14 protein-coding genes are annotated in these 20,413 nt (G+C 54.9%); all 14 read left to right on the top strand.

Annotated elements, in window-relative coordinates; all coding sequences use genetic code 11:
- The first annotated feature begins 27 nt into the window (after nt 1-27).
- The 14 genes from OGY07_RS23035 to traI all read left to right on the top strand — a co-directional run bounded on the left by OGY07_RS23035 (nt 28) and on the right by traI (nt 20,410).
- Nucleotides 28-354: a hypothetical protein gene (locus OGY07_RS23035; protein WP_165463589.1), complete on the top strand. Its 327-nt coding sequence runs from the start codon at nt 28-30 to the stop codon at nt 352-354.
- Nucleotides 351-1,337 carry a conjugal transfer pilus assembly protein TraU gene (traU, locus tag OGY07_RS23030; RefSeq protein WP_284556503.1) on the top strand — a complete coding sequence of 329 codons (987 nt, stop codon included), beginning with the start codon at nt 351-353 and terminating at the stop codon, nt 1,335-1,337. Before OGY07_RS23035 ends, traU begins: the two co-directional genes overlap by 4 nt.
- Nucleotides 1,338-1,346: 9 nt before the next feature.
- Nucleotides 1,347-1,967 (top strand): type-F conjugative transfer system pilin assembly protein TrbC, encoded by a 621-nt coding sequence (trbC, locus tag OGY07_RS23025; RefSeq protein WP_284556502.1) that lies wholly within the window; start codon nt 1,347-1,349, stop codon nt 1,965-1,967.
- On the top strand, nt 1,964-3,793 hold the full coding sequence (gene traN / locus OGY07_RS23020) for a type-F conjugative transfer system mating-pair stabilization protein TraN (protein ID WP_284556501.1): 1,830 nt from the start codon (nt 1,964-1,966) through the stop codon (nt 3,791-3,793). Before trbC ends, traN begins: the two co-directional genes overlap by 4 nt.
- Entirely contained in the window at nt 3,790-4,569 is a 780-nt protein-coding gene (gene traF / locus OGY07_RS23015; RefSeq protein WP_284556500.1) for a type-F conjugative transfer system pilin assembly protein TraF, read from the top strand. The genes traN and traF overlap by 4 nt, the downstream gene beginning before the upstream one ends.
- A 33-nt stretch (nt 4,570-4,602) precedes the next feature.
- Entirely contained in the window at nt 4,603-4,821 is a 219-nt protein-coding gene (locus OGY07_RS23010) for a hypothetical protein (RefSeq protein ID WP_165463584.1), read from the top strand.
- Nucleotides 4,811-5,419 (top strand): F-type conjugal transfer protein TrbB, encoded by a 609-nt coding sequence (trbB, locus tag OGY07_RS23005; protein ID WP_284556499.1) that lies wholly within the window; start codon nt 4,811-4,813, stop codon nt 5,417-5,419. The genes OGY07_RS23010 and trbB overlap by 11 nt, the downstream gene beginning before the upstream one ends.
- A 16-nt stretch (nt 5,420-5,435) precedes the next feature.
- Nucleotides 5,436-5,705, top strand: coding sequence for a hypothetical protein (locus tag OGY07_RS23000; RefSeq protein ID WP_284556498.1), 270 nt, complete (start codon nt 5,436-5,438; stop codon nt 5,703-5,705).
- Nucleotides 5,698-7,059 carry a conjugal transfer pilus assembly protein TraH gene (gene traH, locus OGY07_RS22995; RefSeq protein WP_284556497.1) on the top strand — a complete coding sequence of 454 codons (1,362 nt, stop codon included), beginning with the start codon at nt 5,698-5,700 and terminating at the stop codon, nt 7,057-7,059. Before OGY07_RS23000 ends, traH begins: the two co-directional genes overlap by 8 nt.
- Nucleotides 7,059-10,625, top strand: coding sequence for a conjugal transfer mating-pair stabilization protein TraG (gene traG / locus OGY07_RS22990; RefSeq protein WP_286603461.1), 3,567 nt, complete (start codon nt 7,059-7,061; stop codon nt 10,623-10,625). The genes traH and traG overlap by 1 nt, the downstream gene beginning before the upstream one ends.
- Nucleotides 10,622-11,338: a hypothetical protein gene (locus OGY07_RS22985; RefSeq protein ID WP_284556495.1), complete on the top strand. Its 717-nt coding sequence runs from the start codon at nt 10,622-10,624 to the stop codon at nt 11,336-11,338. Before traG ends, OGY07_RS22985 begins: the two co-directional genes overlap by 4 nt.
- A gap of 130 nt (nt 11,339-11,468) precedes the next feature.
- Nucleotides 11,469-12,200 carry a conjugal transfer complement resistance protein TraT gene (gene traT, locus OGY07_RS22980; protein WP_277109003.1) on the top strand — a complete coding sequence of 244 codons (732 nt, stop codon included), beginning with the start codon at nt 11,469-11,471 and terminating at the stop codon, nt 12,198-12,200.
- Nucleotides 12,201-12,428: 228 nt separating this feature from the next.
- A complete protein-coding gene (gene traD, locus OGY07_RS22975; protein ID WP_284556494.1) occupies nt 12,429-14,987 on the top strand; it encodes a type IV conjugative transfer system coupling protein TraD in 2,559 nt (852 codons plus the stop codon).
- Nucleotides 14,984-20,410 carry a conjugative transfer relaxase/helicase TraI gene (gene traI / locus OGY07_RS22970; protein WP_284556493.1) on the top strand — a complete coding sequence of 1,809 codons (5,427 nt, stop codon included), beginning with the start codon at nt 14,984-14,986 and terminating at the stop codon, nt 20,408-20,410. Before traD ends, traI begins: the two co-directional genes overlap by 4 nt.
- Nucleotides 20,411-20,413 lie beyond the last annotated feature (3 nt).

Genomic DNA, 20,413 nt, shown 5'->3' with positions numbered 1-20,413 from the left:
GTGACGGCGCTCCCGGAGACAGCATCCATGACTCTTCCTGAACATATCGGGCCGGTGACGGTCGTTCGTGATCCTGACGGCTTCTGGACCCACCCACATTATTATTCTCCTCCTCAGGACAGTATCAGCGTCAGCGGCGGGTTTGATGACTGGTTACACCGGCACAAGCTGACCTGTTCACTTTGCTGGATGGAAAACGACGCATCACCACAGGTTATTGAGGGCTGGGCTGCAGGAAACTGCGACATCAGCGACTGGCAACCGTCCACGCCGGCAGGCGAAGGCTGGTTTATCGGATCTGTCCACGATACCGAAGATGGGCCGGTGTGTGTCTGGTTGCGGGAGGTAAAATGAAAGGGTATGGCTGGTTACTGATCCTGCTCCTTTGCACGCCCGTCGCGGTTTCAGCGGCGTCCACGAATGCCGGTGACGGCCGCTGGGTTAATCCCATATCCGATGTGTGCTGGAAGTGCCTGTTTCCGATGTCAGTGGGGAGTGTAAAACTGGCCTCGGGGCCACAGCCGGACACCAGTAACCCTGCGTCTCCCATCCAGATATGCTCTTATGGCGTGTTATACCGCATGGGACTGGCCATCGGGTACTGGGAGCCCACAGCGATGACCGATGTGACCCGTGAGCCAGGCGTGATGGTGAACATGGGCGGTTTTAAAATCAATCTCGGGCGCACGGGTACCGGCACTGCCGGACAGAGTGACCGTCCTGCAGCCGGTGCGTTCTATCACGTTCACTGGTACAAATATCCGCTGATTTCCTGGCTCAGTATCATGACCAGCACCGGCTGCTTCCAGGGTGGAGATATGGACATTGCCTATATGTCTGAAGTCGACCCGCTCTGGAACGACAGTACCCTGTCGATGATGATAAACCCCGAAGCTTCCCTGTTTGGCAACCTTGTCGCCCAGGCCGCCTGTGCAGCGGATGCGGTGGCGAGTACAGCCGGTGTGCCATTGTCGCCACTGTTCTGGTGCGCCGGCAGCCAGGGCAGCATGTATCCCTTTACCGGGTTTACCAGCGGAGAATTTTCACCTCTGGAATCCTCGCTGCTGGTCAGTGAGCGTATGGCCTTCAAGCTGCACCGGGAAGGACTGGTGATGAATACCGTGGGCGCGGATTTTGCGGTCTGTTACCAGTACCCGTCACCTATCGTGCCGAAAGAGCGCTGGCGGTACCAGATGGTCAATATGTATCCGGAAACCAACAGCTGTCATGCTTTTGGAGCCAGCACCCAGATCTGGGGCACGCCACATAACTCCCCGCAATCAAAAAAGAACTTCGGATATCTGCTCTGGCGCAAACGCAACTGCGTCTATACGTGAGAGAAGCCCATGAAAAATACCCTCCATTGCGCGTTGTTTATCAGCGTGCTGATGTCTTATGTGCCGGTTTCGCTGGCCAGCGAACAGGTCGGTTTGTCAGCCAGCGACAGGGACTGGATGAAACAGCAACAGCAGGCGCTTGAGGCATTCAAAATGAGACTGCAAGGGCAGTCAGTACAACTTCCAGCGGAACAACAGAGCCTGGTTGACAGGCTCCAGGGCGGTATATCCCGCCAACAGGCAGAGCGTGAGGACGGGCAGAAACGAACCTTTCCGGCGGTGTACTTCGTGAGCCTTGGACTCCCACGCGAAGGGTTGTTACCAATGTTGAAAGACGCTAACCGCTATGGCATACCGGCGACGTTACGCGGACTGGTGAATAACGATATTCGGCAGACCGCGTCGGCCATGTTTGAATTGGCCAAAGAAGACAGGAATATCGGGGTACAGATTGACCCCACGCTTTACACCAAATACCACATCACAACTGTTCCCGCTCTGGTTGTCACCTGTCCCGGACATTATGACGTTATACGCGGCAGCCTCCCGCTCAAACAAGCGCTGGAAAAGGTGGCACAAAGCGGTGAATGCGCTGTTACCGCCAAGCAACTGCTCAAGGAGGCTAAATGAAACCTTTTCTTGCGGCCCTGATCCTTATAGTACCTTGCTTTGTTATGGCGGATTCAGTAACTGATGCCTACAACGCCGGTGCGGCATACGGTAAGGGCAGTGCCGGACAGGGCACAGGTAGTCTCAGTAATCCGGGTTCAGTGACTGACTCCATTCCTGGTTACACCCCGAGCCCGCCGCAAAGCGGTTACTATGGCGGTGTACGGGGGGGAGACGGGGGACTGGCTGACAAAGGGCAGGAGGCTTTACAGAATAACGATGCCGGTCAGGCTGTTATCGACTCCGGGGTTAAAAACCCTCTTCCGACGCTGGATCCCCTGGCCCCGTATATCACAGCAGGTAAAAACGCAGAGTCCAGTGCAGACAGTATTGTTAACGGGACTGGTAACGCTCAGCAGTGCCAGCAAACAACGGTTAACAAGACTGTGTTTGAGAGATACACCTGTGAACGTGATGCCTGGGTAGAACAAAGTTGTGTACGGAATGGCACTGCAGGTGGAGGCTATGGTCCGCCGGTTGAAACCGTGAGTACCGTGGTTATAGGGCCCGAAAATTTCAAGGCTGTTAACCGGCAATTCATCTTCACGATGCCCCAGGATATGACGGTGACTGATGCCACACTAACGGTGACGTCCTCCGCCTGGGTTTCGGACGTACCTGCAATGTTTATGGGCCTCATCATTCCCCTGGAGTACGCGGGTACTCAGACTTTCGCACTCAACCTTAGCGGCGTTTTGCGGCAGGGACAGGAATTTACCTCGGTACAAATGTGTCCGAGCCAGTGCAACGGTGTGACCAGAGCGATGATACAGAGGTCGATGGAAGGCGTACGGTTTACCATAACTTTTAATAAACGGGACTATTACCATCCGTTTCAGCCTTCCGTGAGCTGGGCAGAAGCCTGTGGCTTCAGTAAGGCAGGGGCGGTACAGACATCCAGCGTTTGCACCGTCGCAGGTGGCAACCGTACTGTCGTGTTTGATGGCGTTGCCCGTTCAGTCTGGAGTGACTGCTGGCAGTACACCGATCAGTATCTTGTTAAGTCAGATTCGAAAGGTACCTGTGAATCGCTGATGAATAACCGGGCCTGTACGCAAACCGGTATAACCTGCCAGACCGCGTACGGGGCGTATTGTGAACACGAAACGGTCAGTTATGACTGTCAGAAAACCTACAGCTCGGGCGGTCTGGTTTGCGGAGGGCAGTATTTTTGTAAAACCGGTAACTGCAGCGATACCAGCGGTGCCGGTGACAGCGGATTTGACACGGCCGTGGCCAAACTGGCGGGCCTCGCCTCGGCGGCTGATGACGTGAGTAAACAGCAGGATGGTGTTGACGTCCGGGCTTTCACCGGCAGTGTAATGAGTTGTCGCAAGGCCGTCGCCGGATTCTCGAACTGCTGCAAGGATTCCGGCTGGGGCGCTGATGCTGGTCTGGCGGCATGTAACAGCGATGAAATGGCGCTGGGTAAGGCCAAGGCCAAGAAGGTCACCGTGAACATTGGAGAGCGCTGTGACCATGAAGTGTTAGGCGTTTGTGTACAGAAAAGCAAAGTGTACTGCGTTTTCGGTGGCAAGCTGGCCCGCATCATTCAGGAACAGGGGCGTCGTGATCAGCTGCACGTCGGATTCGGCAGTGGTAAAAACCCGGACTGTCGTGGGATCACAATACCTGAGTTGCAGAATATCGACTTCGACCGAATTAATTTCGCTGACTTCTACGAGGACCTGATGAATAACCAGAAAGTCCCGGATACAGCCACGCAGGTAAAACTCATCAAAGACCGCATAGCTGCCCAGGTGAATCAGCAGGGAGGCCAGAAATGAAATATTTTGCTCTGGTAATGATGCTGGCCATGAGCAGTTTGCCGCTCAAAGCGGAAGAGATCATCACTCCCGCTAAACCGTTCACCGGCTGGTCCTGGTATAACGAACCGAAAAAGGGGCCCGAGCTAAAACCCGCACCGGCACCGAAAGCTCAGGCGGTGCCGGATTTCAGTAAGCTGTCCGCGCAGGAGCAGGCGAAGGTGCTACGGGGTTTCACGATGGAGGCGCTTAACCGCGCCATTCTGTACCCGACACGGGAAAATACGGCGACGTTCCTGCGCTGGCAGCGGTTCTGGACAGATCGCAGTTCGATGTTCAGCCAGTCTTTTGCCGCCGCGCAGTTGAGTCATCCGGAGCTGGATTACAACCTGGAGTATCCGCATTACAACAGCATGGCGCCCTTTGTACAGAGTCGTGATCAACAAAAGCGGCAGGATGCTGTGGTGCAACTGGCACAGCAATACGGGCTCTTTTACTTCTACCGGGGCAGTGACCCCATCGATGTGCAGATGGCCGGGGTGGTGGCGGACTTTGCCAGAACTAACGGGATATCACTGATCCCGGTATCGGTTGACGGACAGGTTGCGGCCTCGCTGCCGCAGAGTCGTCCGGATACCGGGCAGGCCCGGACGATGAATATCACGCATTTCCCGGCGCTGATGCTGGTTGAACCCAAAAGCCGCATCTTTCGCGCGCTCTCGTATGGCTTCATGACTCAGGACGATTTGTCAAAGCGGTTCCTGAACGTGGCCACCGGCTTTAAGCCTAATTCGTAAAGACTTTTGTTGTGCAGAAAAAGGAGCGCTCTGGTGAACATTACTCTCTATATCAGCCTTACCCTGTCGGGCCTGCTGGCCCTTGTACTGAGCGAAATAATGACGTTTCCCGTTTCCGCCGTCCGGACCGGACTGACATGGTTTGGCTATGGCATGTGGGCCGTTGCCGCAGCGATGCTTGTGTATGCGCTGCTTCGTGCACGACAGCAACGGCGGGGCAGAAAAACTACGGAGGCCCGCCATGAAGTATAAAACAGGTCTCGCCCTGATCTTTTTTATGCCGGTATTGTCTCTTGCAGGCGCGCGTGAGGAGCTGATGGCGCTGGAAGCGGGTAAAACCGGCGCGCCCTTCACGATCACAACCACGCAGACTGCCCCGCAGCCGGTCACGCCGCCGGAAAGCCTGATGGCCCTGCCGGACGGACGCCGGGCAAATATGAAAGACTATGCGGTGGTGCTTTTTATGCAGTCCCACTGCCAGTACAGCGCGAAGTTCGACCCTCAGCTCAAAAGCTGGGCGGATCAGCACAATATCCGGGTGTACCCTTATACACTCGACGGCGGTGGGGATTCAGCTTACCCGATACCTATGATCCCACGTAAGACGGACCCGGCCTCACCTATTGCCGACGAAATCGTGACCTTTTTTGGGAATGGTCTTCCCATTGCCACACCGACCGCATTTGCCGTGAACGTCAACACCCTGAAGGCTTACCCGCTGACACAGGGCATGATGGACATTCCTGCGCTGGAAAGCCGCTGGGCCAGTCTGGTCCAGGCAGATATGGACAACCTCGATCCTGGCATGCTGCCCCCGATGCCCGCGAGCAGTCAGCTCACGCCCCAGTAAGACAACCGGATAAACAATGATGACAAACACGTATGCAATATCGCGTATCGAGCGGGCGTGGCTTTTTTTCAGCGTCACGCTGCTTGTATCCGCCGCCTTTTATGGCTTTCTCGCGGCCCGGGTGGACAGGGCAATGTCCCGACCGGAACTGACATTTTTCATTCAGGATATCCCTGTGTTGCTGCTTATTTCGCTGAGTGCCGGATTTTTCCTCTCCGCTGTCGGGCATTACATTCTGCGTGCCGCAATGAATGAAAAAACACAGGGGGAGGTGAGACATGGTTAAGCCTTTAGTGGCTGCGGGCATGTTTTTGTCCGCACTTTTTGTCTCCCCCGTTCTGGCTGACGTAAACGGTGACCTGAATGGATTTTTCAGCAGTCTCGGCTACAGCGGGAACGTCTCGCAGGCCCAGGCCTGGCAGGGACAGGCGGCCGGATACTTCTCCGGTGGTTCTGTCTATCTTCGTAACCCGGTCAAAAACGTTCAACTGGTCTCGATGCAGTTACCTTCCCTTAATGCCGGCTGCGGCGGTATTGATTCCTACCTTGGCGCATTCAGCATGATCAGCGGTGAAGAAATACAGCGTTTCGTGAAACAAATCATGAGCAACGCCGCCGGCTACGCGTTTGATCTGGCACTGCAGACAATGGTGCCGGAGCTCAAGCAGGCAAAAGACTTTCTGCAGAAGCTGGCCAGCGATGTGAACTCCATGAACATGAGTTCCTGTCAGGCGGCGCAGGGGATCATCGGCGGATTGTGGCCGGTTACGCAGGTGTCCCAGCAGAAAATTTGTCAGGACATTGCCGGCGAAACCAATATGTTCGCTGACTGGGCGGCCTCACGTCAGGGCTGTACGGTGGGCGGCAGGGGAGACGCCGTAACCGCACGGGCAAGCGATGCGCAAAAGGACCAGGTGCTGAAAAACAAGAATCTTATCTGGGACACGCTCAGCAAAAACGGGCTGCTGGCTGGCGATCGTGCACTGAAAGAACTGGTGATGAGCACTGTGGGTTCCATCATTTTTAACAATGCAGGCAACGTCACCATTCTGACGCCGCTGGTCGATAACCGGGACTTACTGAAGGTACTGATGCGTGGCGGAACGGCGAAAGTCTACGGCTGTGATGAGGCATCCCTTTGTCTGGCACCTGTCGTGACGAATCTGTCAATAACAGAATCCGCTGCCCTGGTGACAAAGGTCAAAAACCTGCTGCTCTCAATGCAGAACAAACTTACAGATGATGTGGCGCTCACCGATGAGGAGAAGGGTTTTGTTAACACCACCTCAGTACCGGTACTGAAATACCTGACCAATGCGCAGAGTATGGGTATGAGCGCCACCTATCTGCTGCAGGTCTCTGATTTTATTGCGCAGGACCTGATGATCCAGTACCTCCAGGAGCTGGTCAAGCAGGCCAGCCTGTCCCTCGCCGGAAAAAATTTTCCCGAAGAAGCCGCAGCAAGACTGCGGGACAACGTAATCCATGCGCAGGGCCTGCTGGCTGATATGAAACTGCAGTCCGCGGCAGACCAGAATGCGCTGGACGGGATTGACCGCAACATGCAGTACCTGCAGCAGCAGGTGTCCACTATCGTTTCAGGCTCGTATCAGAGCAACTACCACTGGGGTGATCGCTGATGCTCGAAATATATACAATTTACGGCGGGGGAATGTGGAAAACGTCGTTTGACGCCGTGGTTACCCTTCTGGGAAGCAGCTCATTCAATACCCTGATGCGCATGGCCGGTACGTTCGCAGTACTGGCCGTCCTGCTGACATTTATTAAACAACGTAATCCCATGGTGTTTGTTCAGTGGCTCGCGATTTTTATGCTGATTAATACCATTCTCCTGGTTCCGAAACGTAACGTGCAGATTATCGACATTTCGGACCCGGCAGCAGTCTGGAAAACGGATAACGTACCGGTCGGGCTGGCTTCCATCGCCTCGCTGACTACCAGTATTGGTTACAAAATGTCGACGTTGTATGACACCCTGATGGCGAGACCTGATTCGGTGACCTACAGCAAAACCGGGATGTTGTTTGGCTCGCAAATAGTGGCTGAAACCAGTGACTTCACCACCCAGAACCCGGAGCTTGCGCAGATGCTGCCGGACTACGTGGAAAACTGTGTGATTGGCGATATTTTGCTGAATCACAAGTACACGGTGAATGAACTGATGAACTCCACGGACCCGCTGGGCCTCATCACCAGTCAGCCGAGCCCGCTGCGGGGCATCTTTAAGACCACCGCCTCCACCCGCGAATTTCTGACCTGCCGGGATGCGGCGACACAAATCCGCGCGCTGGCCAACACGGAAGCGAACACCACCAGTGCCACGTTCAGCATGCTGACCCGCAAGATTTTCGGCAACCGCGTGAATGGCTCCACCCTGCTGGCGAAGGCAATGGCTGAAAGCTACGGATATTTCTACGCCGGTGGAATGAGCGCGGCGCAAATCATGAAAAACAACATCACAAACAGCGCGGTTCGCCAGGGCGTGAAAGGGTTTGCGGCCCGGTCTTCAGATACCGCCAACCTGCTGAATCTGGCCACCGAAAACGCGGCAACAAAACAGCGCCTCAGCTGGGCGGCCGGAAACGCGCTGGCAACGCGTACGCTTCCGTTCGCGCAGTCACTGTTGATGATGATCCTGGTGTGTCTGTTCCCGCTGGTCATTGCGCTTGCTGCCAGTAACCACAGCTTGTTTGGACTGAACACACTGAAGATATACGTCGGCGGCTTCATCTACTTCCAGATGTGGCCGGTGATGTTTGCCATTCTTAACTACGCAGCCAATTTCTGGCTGCAGACGAAGACGGGCGGCACGTCACTTGTGCTGGCCAATACCGACCTGGTTGCGTTACAGCACTCTGATGTCGCAAATCTGGCCGGATATCTGGCACTTTCGATACCGGTGCTGGCGTTCTATCTGACCAAAGGTGCCGCAGCGATCGGGTCGCAGGTTGCCGGCAGCGTACTCAGCTCTGCCGCGTTTGGATCGGCGGGGGTTGCGGCAACCACTGCGGACGGTAACTGGTCGTTTAACAATATGTCGATGGACAATATTAACCAGAACAAGATGGACACCAACCTGGTGCAACGGCAGGGGCAACAGACCTGGCAAGCCGATAACGGCTCAACGCAGACCATGACGGCCGGAGGACAAACGGTTATTGATGGCGCAGGTGCGATGTCAAACCTGCCGGTGAATATGAAACTTAGCCAGCTGGCGAGCAGTGGATTCCAGGAATCGGCGCGTAAATCGCATGTTGAAGCGCAGACCGCGCTCGACGGTTACAACCACAGTGTAACCAGCGGCTGGTCACAGTTGTCGCAATTGTCTCGCCAGACAGGTACCAGCACTACTGTGAACAGCGGTACTGAAAGCAGCCAGACTACAAATGCTTCGCGTGGCGCCAGCATGATGATCTCGGCTGTAGAGAGTTATGCGAAGGCCAATCATATCTCCTCACAGGAAGCATACAACCAGTTGATGAATATAAGTAATCAAGGTTCAGCCTCCGTTGGCTCAAAAGTTTCTGGTGGTGCTGGTATTAATATCGGTGTGGCGAAGGTTGGCGGTGAAGTTTATGGTGGTACAGACCTTCGCCATTCCACTGGAAGCTCACGAGGAACGCAGGACTCTCATAGCAGTAACAACGATTCTCGTCATGATAAAAATAGCCAAACTATCCAAGACTTTAAGCAGGGGATGGATATGGTTACGAGCAACAGAGTGACGGATGGCACAAGTCAGAGTGAAAACGCAGCAACTAACGATGTCCAACAGTTTGCAGCCACGCTTAATGATACCCGGAGTCAGTACCATCAGTTTACAACGAGCTCTACTCAGAGTGATGAGTACAGCCGTATGGCCACACTCACGCAGAACGAGAGCGCTGGGCTCGATACGAACTACACCCAGGAGTTTGTGAACTGGGCTGCTAACCGGTATGGCGACAAAACTCAGAGCATACTCACCAGTGCGCCGACAGCACGTGAAGCGGCGATGGAGTTCGTTAATGAGCGACTGAAGCCGGAAATAATGGGCGATTATCAGCTGGGACGCTCAGATCTTGATGCAGGAAGAGAGCATCCAGCATTCAATGACGCGCACATTGTTCAGCCGTCAACGATATCCGGGCAGCAACACTATCCGGTATCTGCTTCGGTTGAAGTAAGTCAGCGTCAGAGCATGCAGCCGGGCTATGTCGGGGCATCCACACTGCCGGGGGCACCGTATGGGCAACGTCCGGGAAGGGGTGAAGGACAAATCTACACCGATAACCCAGCTACTGACGTTGTTTCAGGTACAGAGAATGTGGGCCGTAAGGATCTCACCGGCGGATACTCCGGATCAGCGTCGGGACAACGGCGGGAAGATGAGTCTGTGGCTTCTGCCAGTCAGTCTGGAGAACCTGCAATTTATCAACATGCAGGACCGAATAACCTGCCTGGCCAGAGCACCGGTAACGTAACGGGTGTCCAGAATGTCCACCATGCAGCTGGTCAGCAGGAAAGCCCCCAACCCTTTACCGGGAGCCGCTCCGGCGGGTATACAGCGTCCACCCCAGCCGGGACAGAAATCTTGTCTGGCCAGAGCACCGGTAACGTAACGGGTGCCCAGAATGCCCGCCATGAAGCTGTTCAGCAGGAAAATGCTCTACCTTTAACCGGGAACCACGCAGGTGGATCTACAACAACATTGATAGGTCAGAGTACCAGCAACATGACTGGCGATCAGAACAGTCGTTATGCTTCAAGGCAGCAGGATACCGCACCGGCTACATCTACCCCTCGTCATATAAGCAGTGACGCCCAAAATGTTGTATCAGGTGGAACGGGTGATTATTCGCAAGTGAAAAACACATTCCAGGAAAACCAGAACAAATTGCATGAACAGGCGGCACACAGTTTTGAGTCTCAAAATGCATTACAAAGACAAGCTATCGAACAAAGATCTGAAAACGAGAGAAAAATAAAAGAAAATATTGATGAAATAAACAAAAATCGATCCACTGTTCAGGCATCCAGTGATATTCTTAAAGATGAGAATTCTAATGCCCAAGGGAAGTTTCTTATTGGCCAAAAAGTGGCCCAGATAGATCAACAGATACCTGGGATAGATGTGGATAAAAAAAGAGAGCTCGAACAGCAGCTCGCGAAATTAAAAGAACGTCAGGCTAAGGGGGAGCTATGAATTTTAAAAAATTAGGCAAGTGCTTTTGTATCATTATGCTTGCCATTTATTTCATGGGTCCAATTATAAGAGATGTCATTCCAAATTATATTTTTTATGATTATGAAGATTGGCTCGCCCTTGCTGGAATGTATACGGTAGGTTTAATTGCAGCATTCCCATTAACTCTTCCACTTGTCAAGCCCCGTAGATATTGGGATAGAGCTTCGGGGGTATTATGCTGCATTGCCTTGCTGGGTATAATGCTGCAAATTTTATGCGCGATTTATTTCTGGGCAAACGGAGTCATTATGTACCTTTCCATGTCTATTGTCATATGCCTGGCTGGCGTAGCGGCTATTTATATGGGGAAAAAATCCTGCAACCATTCTCATGGCGCCGCGATTTCATCCGTAAATCGGTTGCATAGTAATTTATATGATAAAAGAGAACCCGCATCTTCTTTTTTATTGAAACCTTTAGGATACAATGCGGGGAGATTGGGAAATGTGCCAGACTCAAATAGTGCTTTACCCCAACCCTTATCTACTACCTTCGTAGATGATGCTATCAACCGTGACTTTTCTCCTGAGATGAATATAGATACTTCAATCAATCCAACGACAGGGTTGCCAATGATAGGTGGGATATCGGGACTAGATGTGGAGGGGAATATCTGGGGTGCGAGTCACGTTGATGATTCAAGTACGTACGACACCAATCGCGAATATTAATCCTTAGACTATAGATCTATTTTAATTTCCACCTCAAATAACCTCTAAATAATTCCGTATTATTACCGATAATAACCAGGTTAACGCTCAATCGTTAACCTGGACGCTTTTCTACACACAGGATGAATTCATGAAATTAAAACAATATGCAGTCGTTGGCGTTGTGGCATCCACTCTCGTACTGTCTGGCTGTGGCGCAATGTCCACCGCTGTAAAAAAACGTAACCTCGATGTAAAAACACAGATGAGTGAAACCATCTGGCTTGAACCCTCTTCTGAAAGAACGGTGTACCTCCAGATCCGTAATACTTCCGACCAGGATATGTCCGGCCTGCAGCCTGAAATTACCCGTGCGCTTTCAGCGAAAGGGTATCGCGTGACCAACACTCCGGACGAAGCGTATTACTGGGTACAGGCTAATGTCCTCAAAGCCCAGAAAATGGACTTACGTGAAGCGCAGGGTTTCCTGAAAACGGGCTATGAAGGTGGTGTAATGGGTGCAGCGCTGGGTGCCGGTATCACTGCCTACAACTCGTCATCCGCTGGCGCCACGCTGGGCGTGGGGCTGGCCACCGGTTTGATTGGTATGGCTGCGGACGCCATGGTGGAGGATGTGAACTACACGATGGTGACCGATCTGCAAATTTCAGAACGCAGCAAGGCAACGGTGACGACAGATAATGTTGCCGCGCTGAAGCAGGGTTCTTCCGGCGTTAAAGTTCAGACCAGTACTGAGCAGGGTAACCGCGCCAGATATCAGACCCGCGTTGTGTCGAATGCCAACAAGGTTAACCTGAAGTTTGAAGAAGCGAAGCCGGTGCTCGAGGCGCAGCTTGCCAAATCCATTTCCGCTATTCTGTAATCCTCCGGGCTGTGGCAACTGCCACAGCCAACTCCCCTGAAAGTCCTGGTCCGGTGCCCGGTTCGGCTTCGGGCGCGTACGTGCTCTGCTTTATCTCTGTGATATTTCGCTTCCTCACATGACCGCGCTGGCGCAGTCATGTTTGCGGCGAGCGCCGGATTTTCTTTTTTAACCTCAACTTCAGTCACGTCACCGTTACGGTGATGCGATCACTGTCGGGTATTTTCTATGAGCTTCGCAGGTAAAAACCTCACCCAGGGCGGGCAAATGACTGCCTACCGGTGGCGTATGTTTCTTCAGGTGAATAACTGGATCAGTTTCTGGGTATTCCTGCTGTTTGCAGGCCTGACCGCCGTCATTTTTTTCCTCAGTATTCCACGGGAGATGCTGGATAACGGCTCCCTGTGGTGGTTTGCCTGGATAAACAACAGCTTCATCGATCTGATGCCACCCAATGGCACCGCCAGACTGTATGACATCCATTACTGGTATGCGCCCACCCGTACGCAGATGGTTCTCAAAATGACCCTGCCGCAGGTGTATGCAGATCCGTATATGCAGGCAATGGGGAGCCGGTTACAGGATGAACTGACCTGGGCGGCACTTTGCAGTGGGCTGTTCAGTGTCGTCGTCTTTGCGGCAGTCGCCTGGTATATCACCGGTATTGGCCGACGCGAGAGCGAAGATGAATACATCTCCGGTATGCGGCTGACCGACAAGCCCGCCGAGGTGAATAAGCTGTTGCATAAAAACGGTGAATTGTCCGACTTACGCGTGGGTGATCTGCACATGGTCAGGATGGCGGAGGTACTGAACTTCCTGATGCACGGTACCATCGGTGTGGGTAAATCGACCCTCATACGCTGGCTTCTGGACTACATACGCAAGCGTGGTGACCGGGCCATCATTTATGACTCCGGCTGTACCTTCACCGAAACCCATTACAACCCTGACACCGATTTTATTCTTAACGCCCATGATGAACGCTGTGCCAACTGGCAGATGTGGGGCGAGTGTGTTGATGCGGTTGACTATGACAACCTGGCCGCCAGCCTTATTCCGGTGGAAGGGGACTCCGATCCGTTCTGGGTATCCAGCTCGCGCACTATTTTTGCCGACCTGGCCATTCGCATGTCTGCAGACCCTGACCGAAGCATTGAAAAGTTTCTGAAAACGCTGCTTTCGCTCAGCATGAAAAGTCTGCGTGACTATCTGGTCAACACCCCTTCGGCCAACCTGGTTGAGGAGAAAATCGAGAAAACAGCCATCTCCATCCGATCGGTTGTGACTAACTATGCCAAAGCCCTGCGTTACCTGCAGGGACTGGATGACGGTACCAAACCACCTTTCACCATCCGTGAGTGGATGACACAGCCGCAATATGACAGCAGTTGGCTCTTCATTTCCACTCAGGCCCGACACCGCAAAAGCGTGCGGCCGCTGATATCGCTCTGGGTTTCGCTGGCAACGCTGATGCTCCAGAGCATGGGAGAAAACAGCGATCGCCGCGTGTGGTTCATTATCGATGAAGCACCCAGCCTGCAGCGCATCCCGGAACTGGCCGAGACGCTGGCGGAGGCGCGTAAGTTCGGTGGCTGTTTCGTGCTGGGCATGCAGAACATGGCGCAGATGGTTCACGTCTACGGCCGCGAGCTGGCAAAAAGTATCTTTGACCTGATGAACACTCGTATGTATGGCCGCTCTCCGAGTGCGGAGATGGCCAAAGTGGTGGAAGAGGAACTGGGTAACCAGCGCAGGCGTAAAATCCGTGAACAGAACAGCTACGGTCTGGACCAGGTGCGTGACGGTGTGTCGCTTGGCAAGGACGAGGTGAATAACCCCGTTGTTGATTACGAGCAAGTCATGCGACTGCCAAACCTGAGCTTTTACGTCCGTCTCCCGGGCGAATATCCGGTTGTCCGTCTGAAGCTGAAATACCGATCGCTGAAGAAACACCATGCTGGCCTGATGGAGCGCAACATCCGTGACGCCCTCAGCCCGGAGCTGGAAAAGGTTATACAGGAAAACGAGCGTGCGGCCACGGCGGCAGGACTGAAGTTCCCGACCGGTGACGAAGCGCTGGAGAAGAACGGTGACGCGGTATCTTCAGCTGAAGATGCTGCGCCTGCGGCGACTGCAGACTCAGTAAAAACGAGACGTCTATCACTTGGCGAAAAGCCCGCAACTGCCGTTGCCCCCACCCAGCACGAAACCCGGATGGTACCAGCAGAACGTAACCCACTGCCGGTCAGGGAGCAGCCCGTAACCGAAACGGAGAGCAGGGCCGGGGAACCAAAAGCGCAGATCCACAACACAGTGACAGCTTCTGTCACCGACGAGAAAAAAAATATCGTTGTCTCTCTCCGACCTTCAGCGATCCCACCCGCAGATGCGGCCTCCGGGTCGAAGGGCATCCCTTCAGCACTTCAAAAAATCAGAGCCAGAACACAGGGAGAAGAATCGGTTGAACCGCCTCCGTCCGGTGCCCTCGGCTTGCTTAAGTACCGGCTGAATTCCGGAGCCACCCCGTCAGGAGAGAGCGATCCGGCCAGCGAGAGTGCAGGCGAGACCATGAATCTGGATATGAAGGTTGCCATATTGCCTGATGGTGGTCTCAGCCTGACAACGGCCGGAAAAAGCGTGAAGGCCAGTACGCCGACTGAAGAACACCAGACCAACCGACAACTGGCGCGGGAAGAAGAGAACATTCTACTTCACCGAGACGCGGACGACCCGGGTTACGACGAAAACGACCAACACTATTACGAAAGAGAGCCTGAACTATGATGTCTGTTGCCCCAGTAGCGTCAGCCGGCGAGGCTGCAGGCTACTACAGTAATTCCGATAACTACTATTTTCTGGGCAGCCTGCAAAGCCTGTGGATGGGTGAAGGCGCGAAAGAACTGGGCCTGGAGGGAAACGTCCGGGGAGATGACCTGACTAATGTACTGGAGGGGCGTCTGCCGGACGGCTCGCGCCTCGGTAAGGAGGTTAACGGGCAGCACGTCCACCGTCCCGGTCATGACCTGACGTTTTCTGCCCCCAAAAGTGTCTCGATACTGGCTTTAATCGGCAACGATAAGGGGATGCTGGAAGCACACAACCATGCCGTCCGTGTGGCGGCCGGTTATGTGGAAAAGCTAATTTCTGCGCGTAACACGAAAGAAGGTGTCACCTCTATTGTTCACACCGGCAAGATGGTGGCAGCTGCCTACACGCATGACACATCACGTAATCTTGATCCCCAGCTGCACACTCACCTGCTCATCGCCAACATGACGGAGTACGGAGGCAAATGGAAGGCCCTTGCCACCGACTATATTCATAACGCCGGCTTTATCGAAACCGTCATGAAGATGCAGGTGACGCTCGGGAAAATCTACCGCAGCGCCCTGCGTCAGCGCGTGGAAGCGCTGGGCCATGAAGTTGAAGAAGTCGGCAAACACGGCATGTGGGAAATTAAGGGCGTGCCGGAAGAGGTTCGCGAAGATTTATCCTCCCGGGGACGTGAAATACAGGGTGCTGTCGGGGCGGAAGCCACGCTTCGTAGTCGCGATGTGGCGGCAAAGGACACCCGGCAGGCAAAGGTTGACCCGTCACGCCTGCGTCTGATGGAACGCTGGCTCGGCCAGCTGAAAGACAGAGGCTATGATCTGAAGGCCTATCAGGACAGCGTGGTGCCGCGCAGTGATGCATCCCGTGACATGCGTCCGCAGCCGGTTAAGTCAGCGCCGGAACAGCCAGGCAGAACGGAAACTGTCGACACACCCGGGATGCAGTCACCTGGAATCACCGCAAAAGGCGAAGATAAAGGCGGTAACGGCGCTGAACGCAGTGACCCGCCATCCCTTCAGGTATCCACGCCGCAGCCCCACAGCGCGCCGGTGCAGCAGCCCCTGAGTATCACAAAACCTGAGCCCCTGAAGTCACTGGCACCTGCAGAGGAACCGGTACAGGTACCGGAAGTGATGGATGCGGTACGTATGGCCATCTCGCAGCTGAGCGACAACCGGACCCGTTTTACCTTCGGGGAGCTGATGCTGACGACCGCTGAGCTGAGCGAGCAATTACCGGAGATGAATGTCATACGCCAGGCCATTGATGCTGCGCTGAAGGAAGGCAGTATCGTCCCGCTGGACAGCGAAAAGGGCGTGTTCACCTCACGGATTCACCTGCTGGACGAGCTTTCCATTCAGGCGCTGAGCCAGGAGCATCTGAAATCCACCGCCGTGGTCAGTTTTCAGCGTCCTGCACAGTATGCGCCCGCAGCGCTGGAGGTGGTGGAGCAGGATGCGCTTGTGCTGATGAATGCCCCGTCGGGCGTGGCCGGAATACGTGAACTGACTACGCAGCTGACCGACATCTCCATGGCACAGGGCCGGGAGGTGCAGGTGCTGGCGAGTTCAGCCGAGCGCGCCATTTCGCTGGCCAGGTCTGACACGTTGCGCGATCGTCTGGTGAGCCGTCAGCAGGTGCTCAGTGGTGATTTTCATCTGAAACCCCAGAGTACGCTCATCATTGAGGGCGCGGAACGTCTGGGCCTCAAGGAGACACTGGTACTGCTGGGTGAAGCCCGCGCACAGGATGCACAGCTGGTCTTTCTCGACAGTGCCGGTCGCCAGGCGAACGGCAATGCCATGTCAGTGCTGGAATCAGCCGGTGTACCACGCTCACGTCGCACCGAGCCGGCGCCGGGGCTCGAAGCCGAAGTGATAAGTATCGCCAACAAGCGTGACCGCTACGAGGCGCTTGCCGGGCGTTTTGCGGATCTGAGCGGGAGTCATGAAAACGTAACTGCCGTGGTGGTGGGTAAACGAGAACAGGCCCAGCTCACCGGTCTTATCCGTGACGCGCTGCAGAATGCGGGCCAGCTGGACCGGAACGGTATCAGCATCGAAGCCCGTTCGCCGGTGTGGCTGGACAGTAAGACCCGCCGGATGCCGGGATCATACCGGTCCGGGATGGTACTCGAGGATCGCAGCAATGCAAAAGAACGCCATTCCTATGTTATCGATCGTGTTCATGAGGACACGCGCATGCTGTCCCTGATTGATGGTGACGGGGTACTCACCCGGATGAAAATCAGCGAAGTGACCGCTGACTGGCGGCTTTTTAACCGCGAGACGCTGAACGTGGCGACCGGGGAGCGGCTGATGGCGGTGGCGGGCGACCGGGAACATGATCTGAAGGCCAAAGACAGGCTTGAAGTGACCGGTGTCAGTGATCGGGGCATTGAGGTCAGGCGCGGTAACGACGCCCTGATCCTTCCCCGCGATAAGCCGTTATATCTCACCCACGCATACGTCAGCGCACCAGGAGGACGCGACAACGACAGTGGCGTGGTACTGGCCGCGCTCAACAGCCGGGATATCTCCAGTCAGACCATGAACTCTCTTGCCCAGAGTGGCCACCGGGCCGAAATTTTTACAGCCGAGGTACAGGACCGGGCCGAAGCACGCCTGCAAAGGATGAAAACCAGTGCGTCTCCCGTGCAGCTGGTCCGCAGTCTCAGCGGAAAGGAGGACGTTAATGAGGCAGTGGGACACCTTCACGACGGGGTTCGTACTGAGGCTGGCCTGGCAGTCTGGCGTGCCGTTAACGATCAACGGACAGTGGCTTTCAGCGAGCTGGCACTGGCGGAAGCCGCAGAGAAATTTCTTCCTGATTTTAATGCAATTGGGCAGGAAATCGCCTCGATGGTAAAAGACGGTGCGCTGATGCGTGTCTCCGTCAGGGGTGAACCGTATCTTGTTGCCCGTTCGACCTGGGAGATGGAGAAGTCCATCCTTCGTACGGTGGAGGAGGGGAAAAACACACAGCAACCCCTGCTCGACCAGGTGCCTTCAGCCGTGTTAAACGGTCTGACCGCAGGTCAGAGGCAGGCCACAACGCTGGTTCTGAGCAGCAGGGACCAGTTTACGGGCATTCAGGGCTATGCCGGTGTGGGGAAAACCACGCAAATGAAAGCCGTTGTGGCCGCACTTGATATCCTGCCGGCAGAGGTGCGTCCTGAGATAACTGGCCTCGCTCCCACGCACCAGGCGGTAAAGGAAATGAGTGACGTGGGCGTCCGGGCCCAGACCATTAAATCCTTCATTGTCGAGCATGATCAGGCCACGGCGGCAGGAGAAAAACCGGATTATAAAGGGCGTGTTTTCCTGATAGACGAGTCTTCCATGGCCGGTAATCAGGATACCGCGGCGCTGTTTCAGGCCATTGCAGTCGGTGGTGGCCGCGCCGTCTCGATGGGAGACGTCGACCAGTTTGAATCAGTGGACGCCGGCACCCCGTTTAAGCTGATGCAGGAACGCAGCCCCATGGATGTGGCCATCATGAAGGAGATTGTCCGTCAGAAAGACGTGCAGTTGCGTGGTGCGGTGCATGACATCATTGATAACCGTATTGATGCCGCGCTGAACCGGATCATTGCCCAGCCTTCCGACAGGATTGCCCGGGAAGCCGGCGCAGAGGGACCGGAAAGTGCGCTGCAGGAATCACAGGCACCGGTTGCCGATATTGTCAGTGACTGGATGGGCCGGACGCCGGACGCACGGGCACGGACGCTTATCATCACGCAGCTTAACGCCGACCGCCATGCCGTTAACGCCGGTATTCACGAACGGCTGACTGTGCGTGGTGAGCTGGGTAAAGACGCGATAACCGTACCGGTCCTCGATAAAATCTCCCACACCCGCCATGAATTTAACAAAACCGCTGCCTGGGATGCAGGAATGGTGGTGAAGCGCGGCGATCGCTACCAGGACGTACTGGCGGTTGATCGCAACGGAAATACGGTCACGGTGCGTGATGAAGACGGAAAGGTTGGCCTGTATTCGCCCCGTGAACTGATCACCGGGGATGTGGAACTGTTCAGGCGAAGCCAGATAGAAGTGCGTGCCGGCGACCTTGTGCGTTTTACGCTCACCGATCGTGAGCAGGGGCAGACGGGAAACCAGCGGTTTACGGTGGATGCCGTCAGTGACACGGGAGATATCCGGTTACGCAGTGAAAAAGGCAGTGTGACCATTAATCCCGGCAATACCCGGGCCCAGCAACATATTGATTATGGGTGGGCTGTCACCGGCTATGGCGCACAGGGTGCCAGCACAGATTACGTGATTTCGCTTGAAGGCACTGAGGAAGGGCGCAAGGCGCTGGCCACCCGGCGGGCTTTTTATATTTCAGCCTCGCGAGCCAAAGAGCATGTCCAGATTTACACCGACGGTAAGGCAGACTGGACGAAAGCGCTCACCATGCCCGAGCGGGAAATCAAAACAGCGCATGACGCGCTGGCTCCGGAAACTCAGCGTCAGCAGGCTAAAGCGATCTGGGCCATGGGACATCCGGTGCTGAAAACAGCCATTGGCCGCGCCTGGGTCCGGCATCAGGGAATGGGCGACGCATCGCTGACCGCAAAAATTGTTCCGGCAACCCGCCGGTTTCCCGAACCGGCACTGGCTCTGCCGGTTTATGACAACAATGGCAAAAGTGCGGGACTGGCGCTGGTATCGCTGGTTTCCAGTCCGGAAGGCAGACTGACTCAGGGAGATACCCGTCTGGTGATGACTCCACGGGCACAGGGTGCCGTGCTACAGCGAAGTCAGTCGGGCAAAACGCATGTAGTGAAAGATATTGCTGCCGCGCTTGATGCCGTAAGAGCACATCCGGATGACGGGGTTGTCTGGCAGACGGGTGACGAAACGCCATCAGCCCACCTGATGAAGCTAACAGGTGGCATACGACCAGACGAGGAAATACGGCTTAATCTCACCACACGGTCAGACCAGGAAGCGTTACAACTTCAGAATGAGCAGAAACAGGCGGAACAGATCCGGGAACAGGAAGCCGTACGTAAGCAACAGAATGACGATAGCGGAATTGCGTTGCCGTCAGATGCTGTAGTGACGCTGCGGCCGGAGGAACTGAATCCGGTCAGGCACGGGGCGCAGGCACCGGACAGTGTCCTTATGGCCAGCATGCGCGAGAGCGACAGAACCTACGATCCTGAACTGCAGCTTGCACTGCGCGTGCGTAGCGACCTTACAGTGCCGGACAAGTCAGTGGGAGAGCTTGAAAGAGCCTCAAGCGTTATAGCTGAACTTTCCCGCGCAGAACAGGAATTGCTACGGCAGGCTGATAGTAGTGAACGTGGTCGTATGCCGGAACGTGAAGAACAAATCCCGCCACGCATCATTCAGAAAGAACGTTGATTT

Origin of the sequence: Citrobacter sp. Cs237, from assembly GCF_030332325.1 — a bacterium.
Classification (GTDB): Bacteria; Pseudomonadota; Gammaproteobacteria; order Enterobacterales; family Enterobacteriaceae; genus Citrobacter_A; species Citrobacter_A sedlakii.
Note: the sequence above shows the minus strand (reverse complement) of the source record. Positions and strands in the feature narration are given on the sequence as shown.

Coding starts and splice junctions, on each gene's coding strand:
- OGY07_RS23035 (WP_165463589.1), top strand. CDS start 28: ATGACTCTTCCTGAACATATCGGGCCGGTGACGGTCGTTCGTGATCCT.
- traU (WP_284556503.1), top strand. CDS start 351: ATGAAAGGGTATGGCTGGTTACTGATCCTGCTCCTTTGCACGCCCGTC.
- trbC (WP_284556502.1), top strand. CDS start 1,347: ATGAAAAATACCCTCCATTGCGCGTTGTTTATCAGCGTGCTGATGTCT.
- traN (WP_284556501.1), top strand. CDS start 1,964: ATGAAACCTTTTCTTGCGGCCCTGATCCTTATAGTACCTTGCTTTGTT.
- traF (WP_284556500.1), top strand. CDS start 3,790: ATGAAATATTTTGCTCTGGTAATGATGCTGGCCATGAGCAGTTTGCCG.
- trbB (WP_284556499.1), top strand. CDS start 4,811: ATGAAGTATAAAACAGGTCTCGCCCTGATCTTTTTTATGCCGGTATTG.
- OGY07_RS23000 (WP_284556498.1), top strand. CDS start 5,436: ATGATGACAAACACGTATGCAATATCGCGTATCGAGCGGGCGTGGCTT.
- traH (WP_284556497.1), top strand. CDS start 5,698: ATGGTTAAGCCTTTAGTGGCTGCGGGCATGTTTTTGTCCGCACTTTTT.
- traG (WP_286603461.1), top strand. CDS start 7,059: ATGCTCGAAATATATACAATTTACGGCGGGGGAATGTGGAAAACGTCG.
- OGY07_RS22985 (WP_284556495.1), top strand. CDS start 10,622: ATGAATTTTAAAAAATTAGGCAAGTGCTTTTGTATCATTATGCTTGCC.
- traT (WP_277109003.1), top strand. CDS start 11,469: ATGAAATTAAAACAATATGCAGTCGTTGGCGTTGTGGCATCCACTCTC.
- traD (WP_284556494.1), top strand. CDS start 12,429: ATGAGCTTCGCAGGTAAAAACCTCACCCAGGGCGGGCAAATGACTGCC.
- traI (WP_284556493.1), top strand. CDS start 14,984: ATGATGTCTGTTGCCCCAGTAGCGTCAGCCGGCGAGGCTGCAGGCTAC.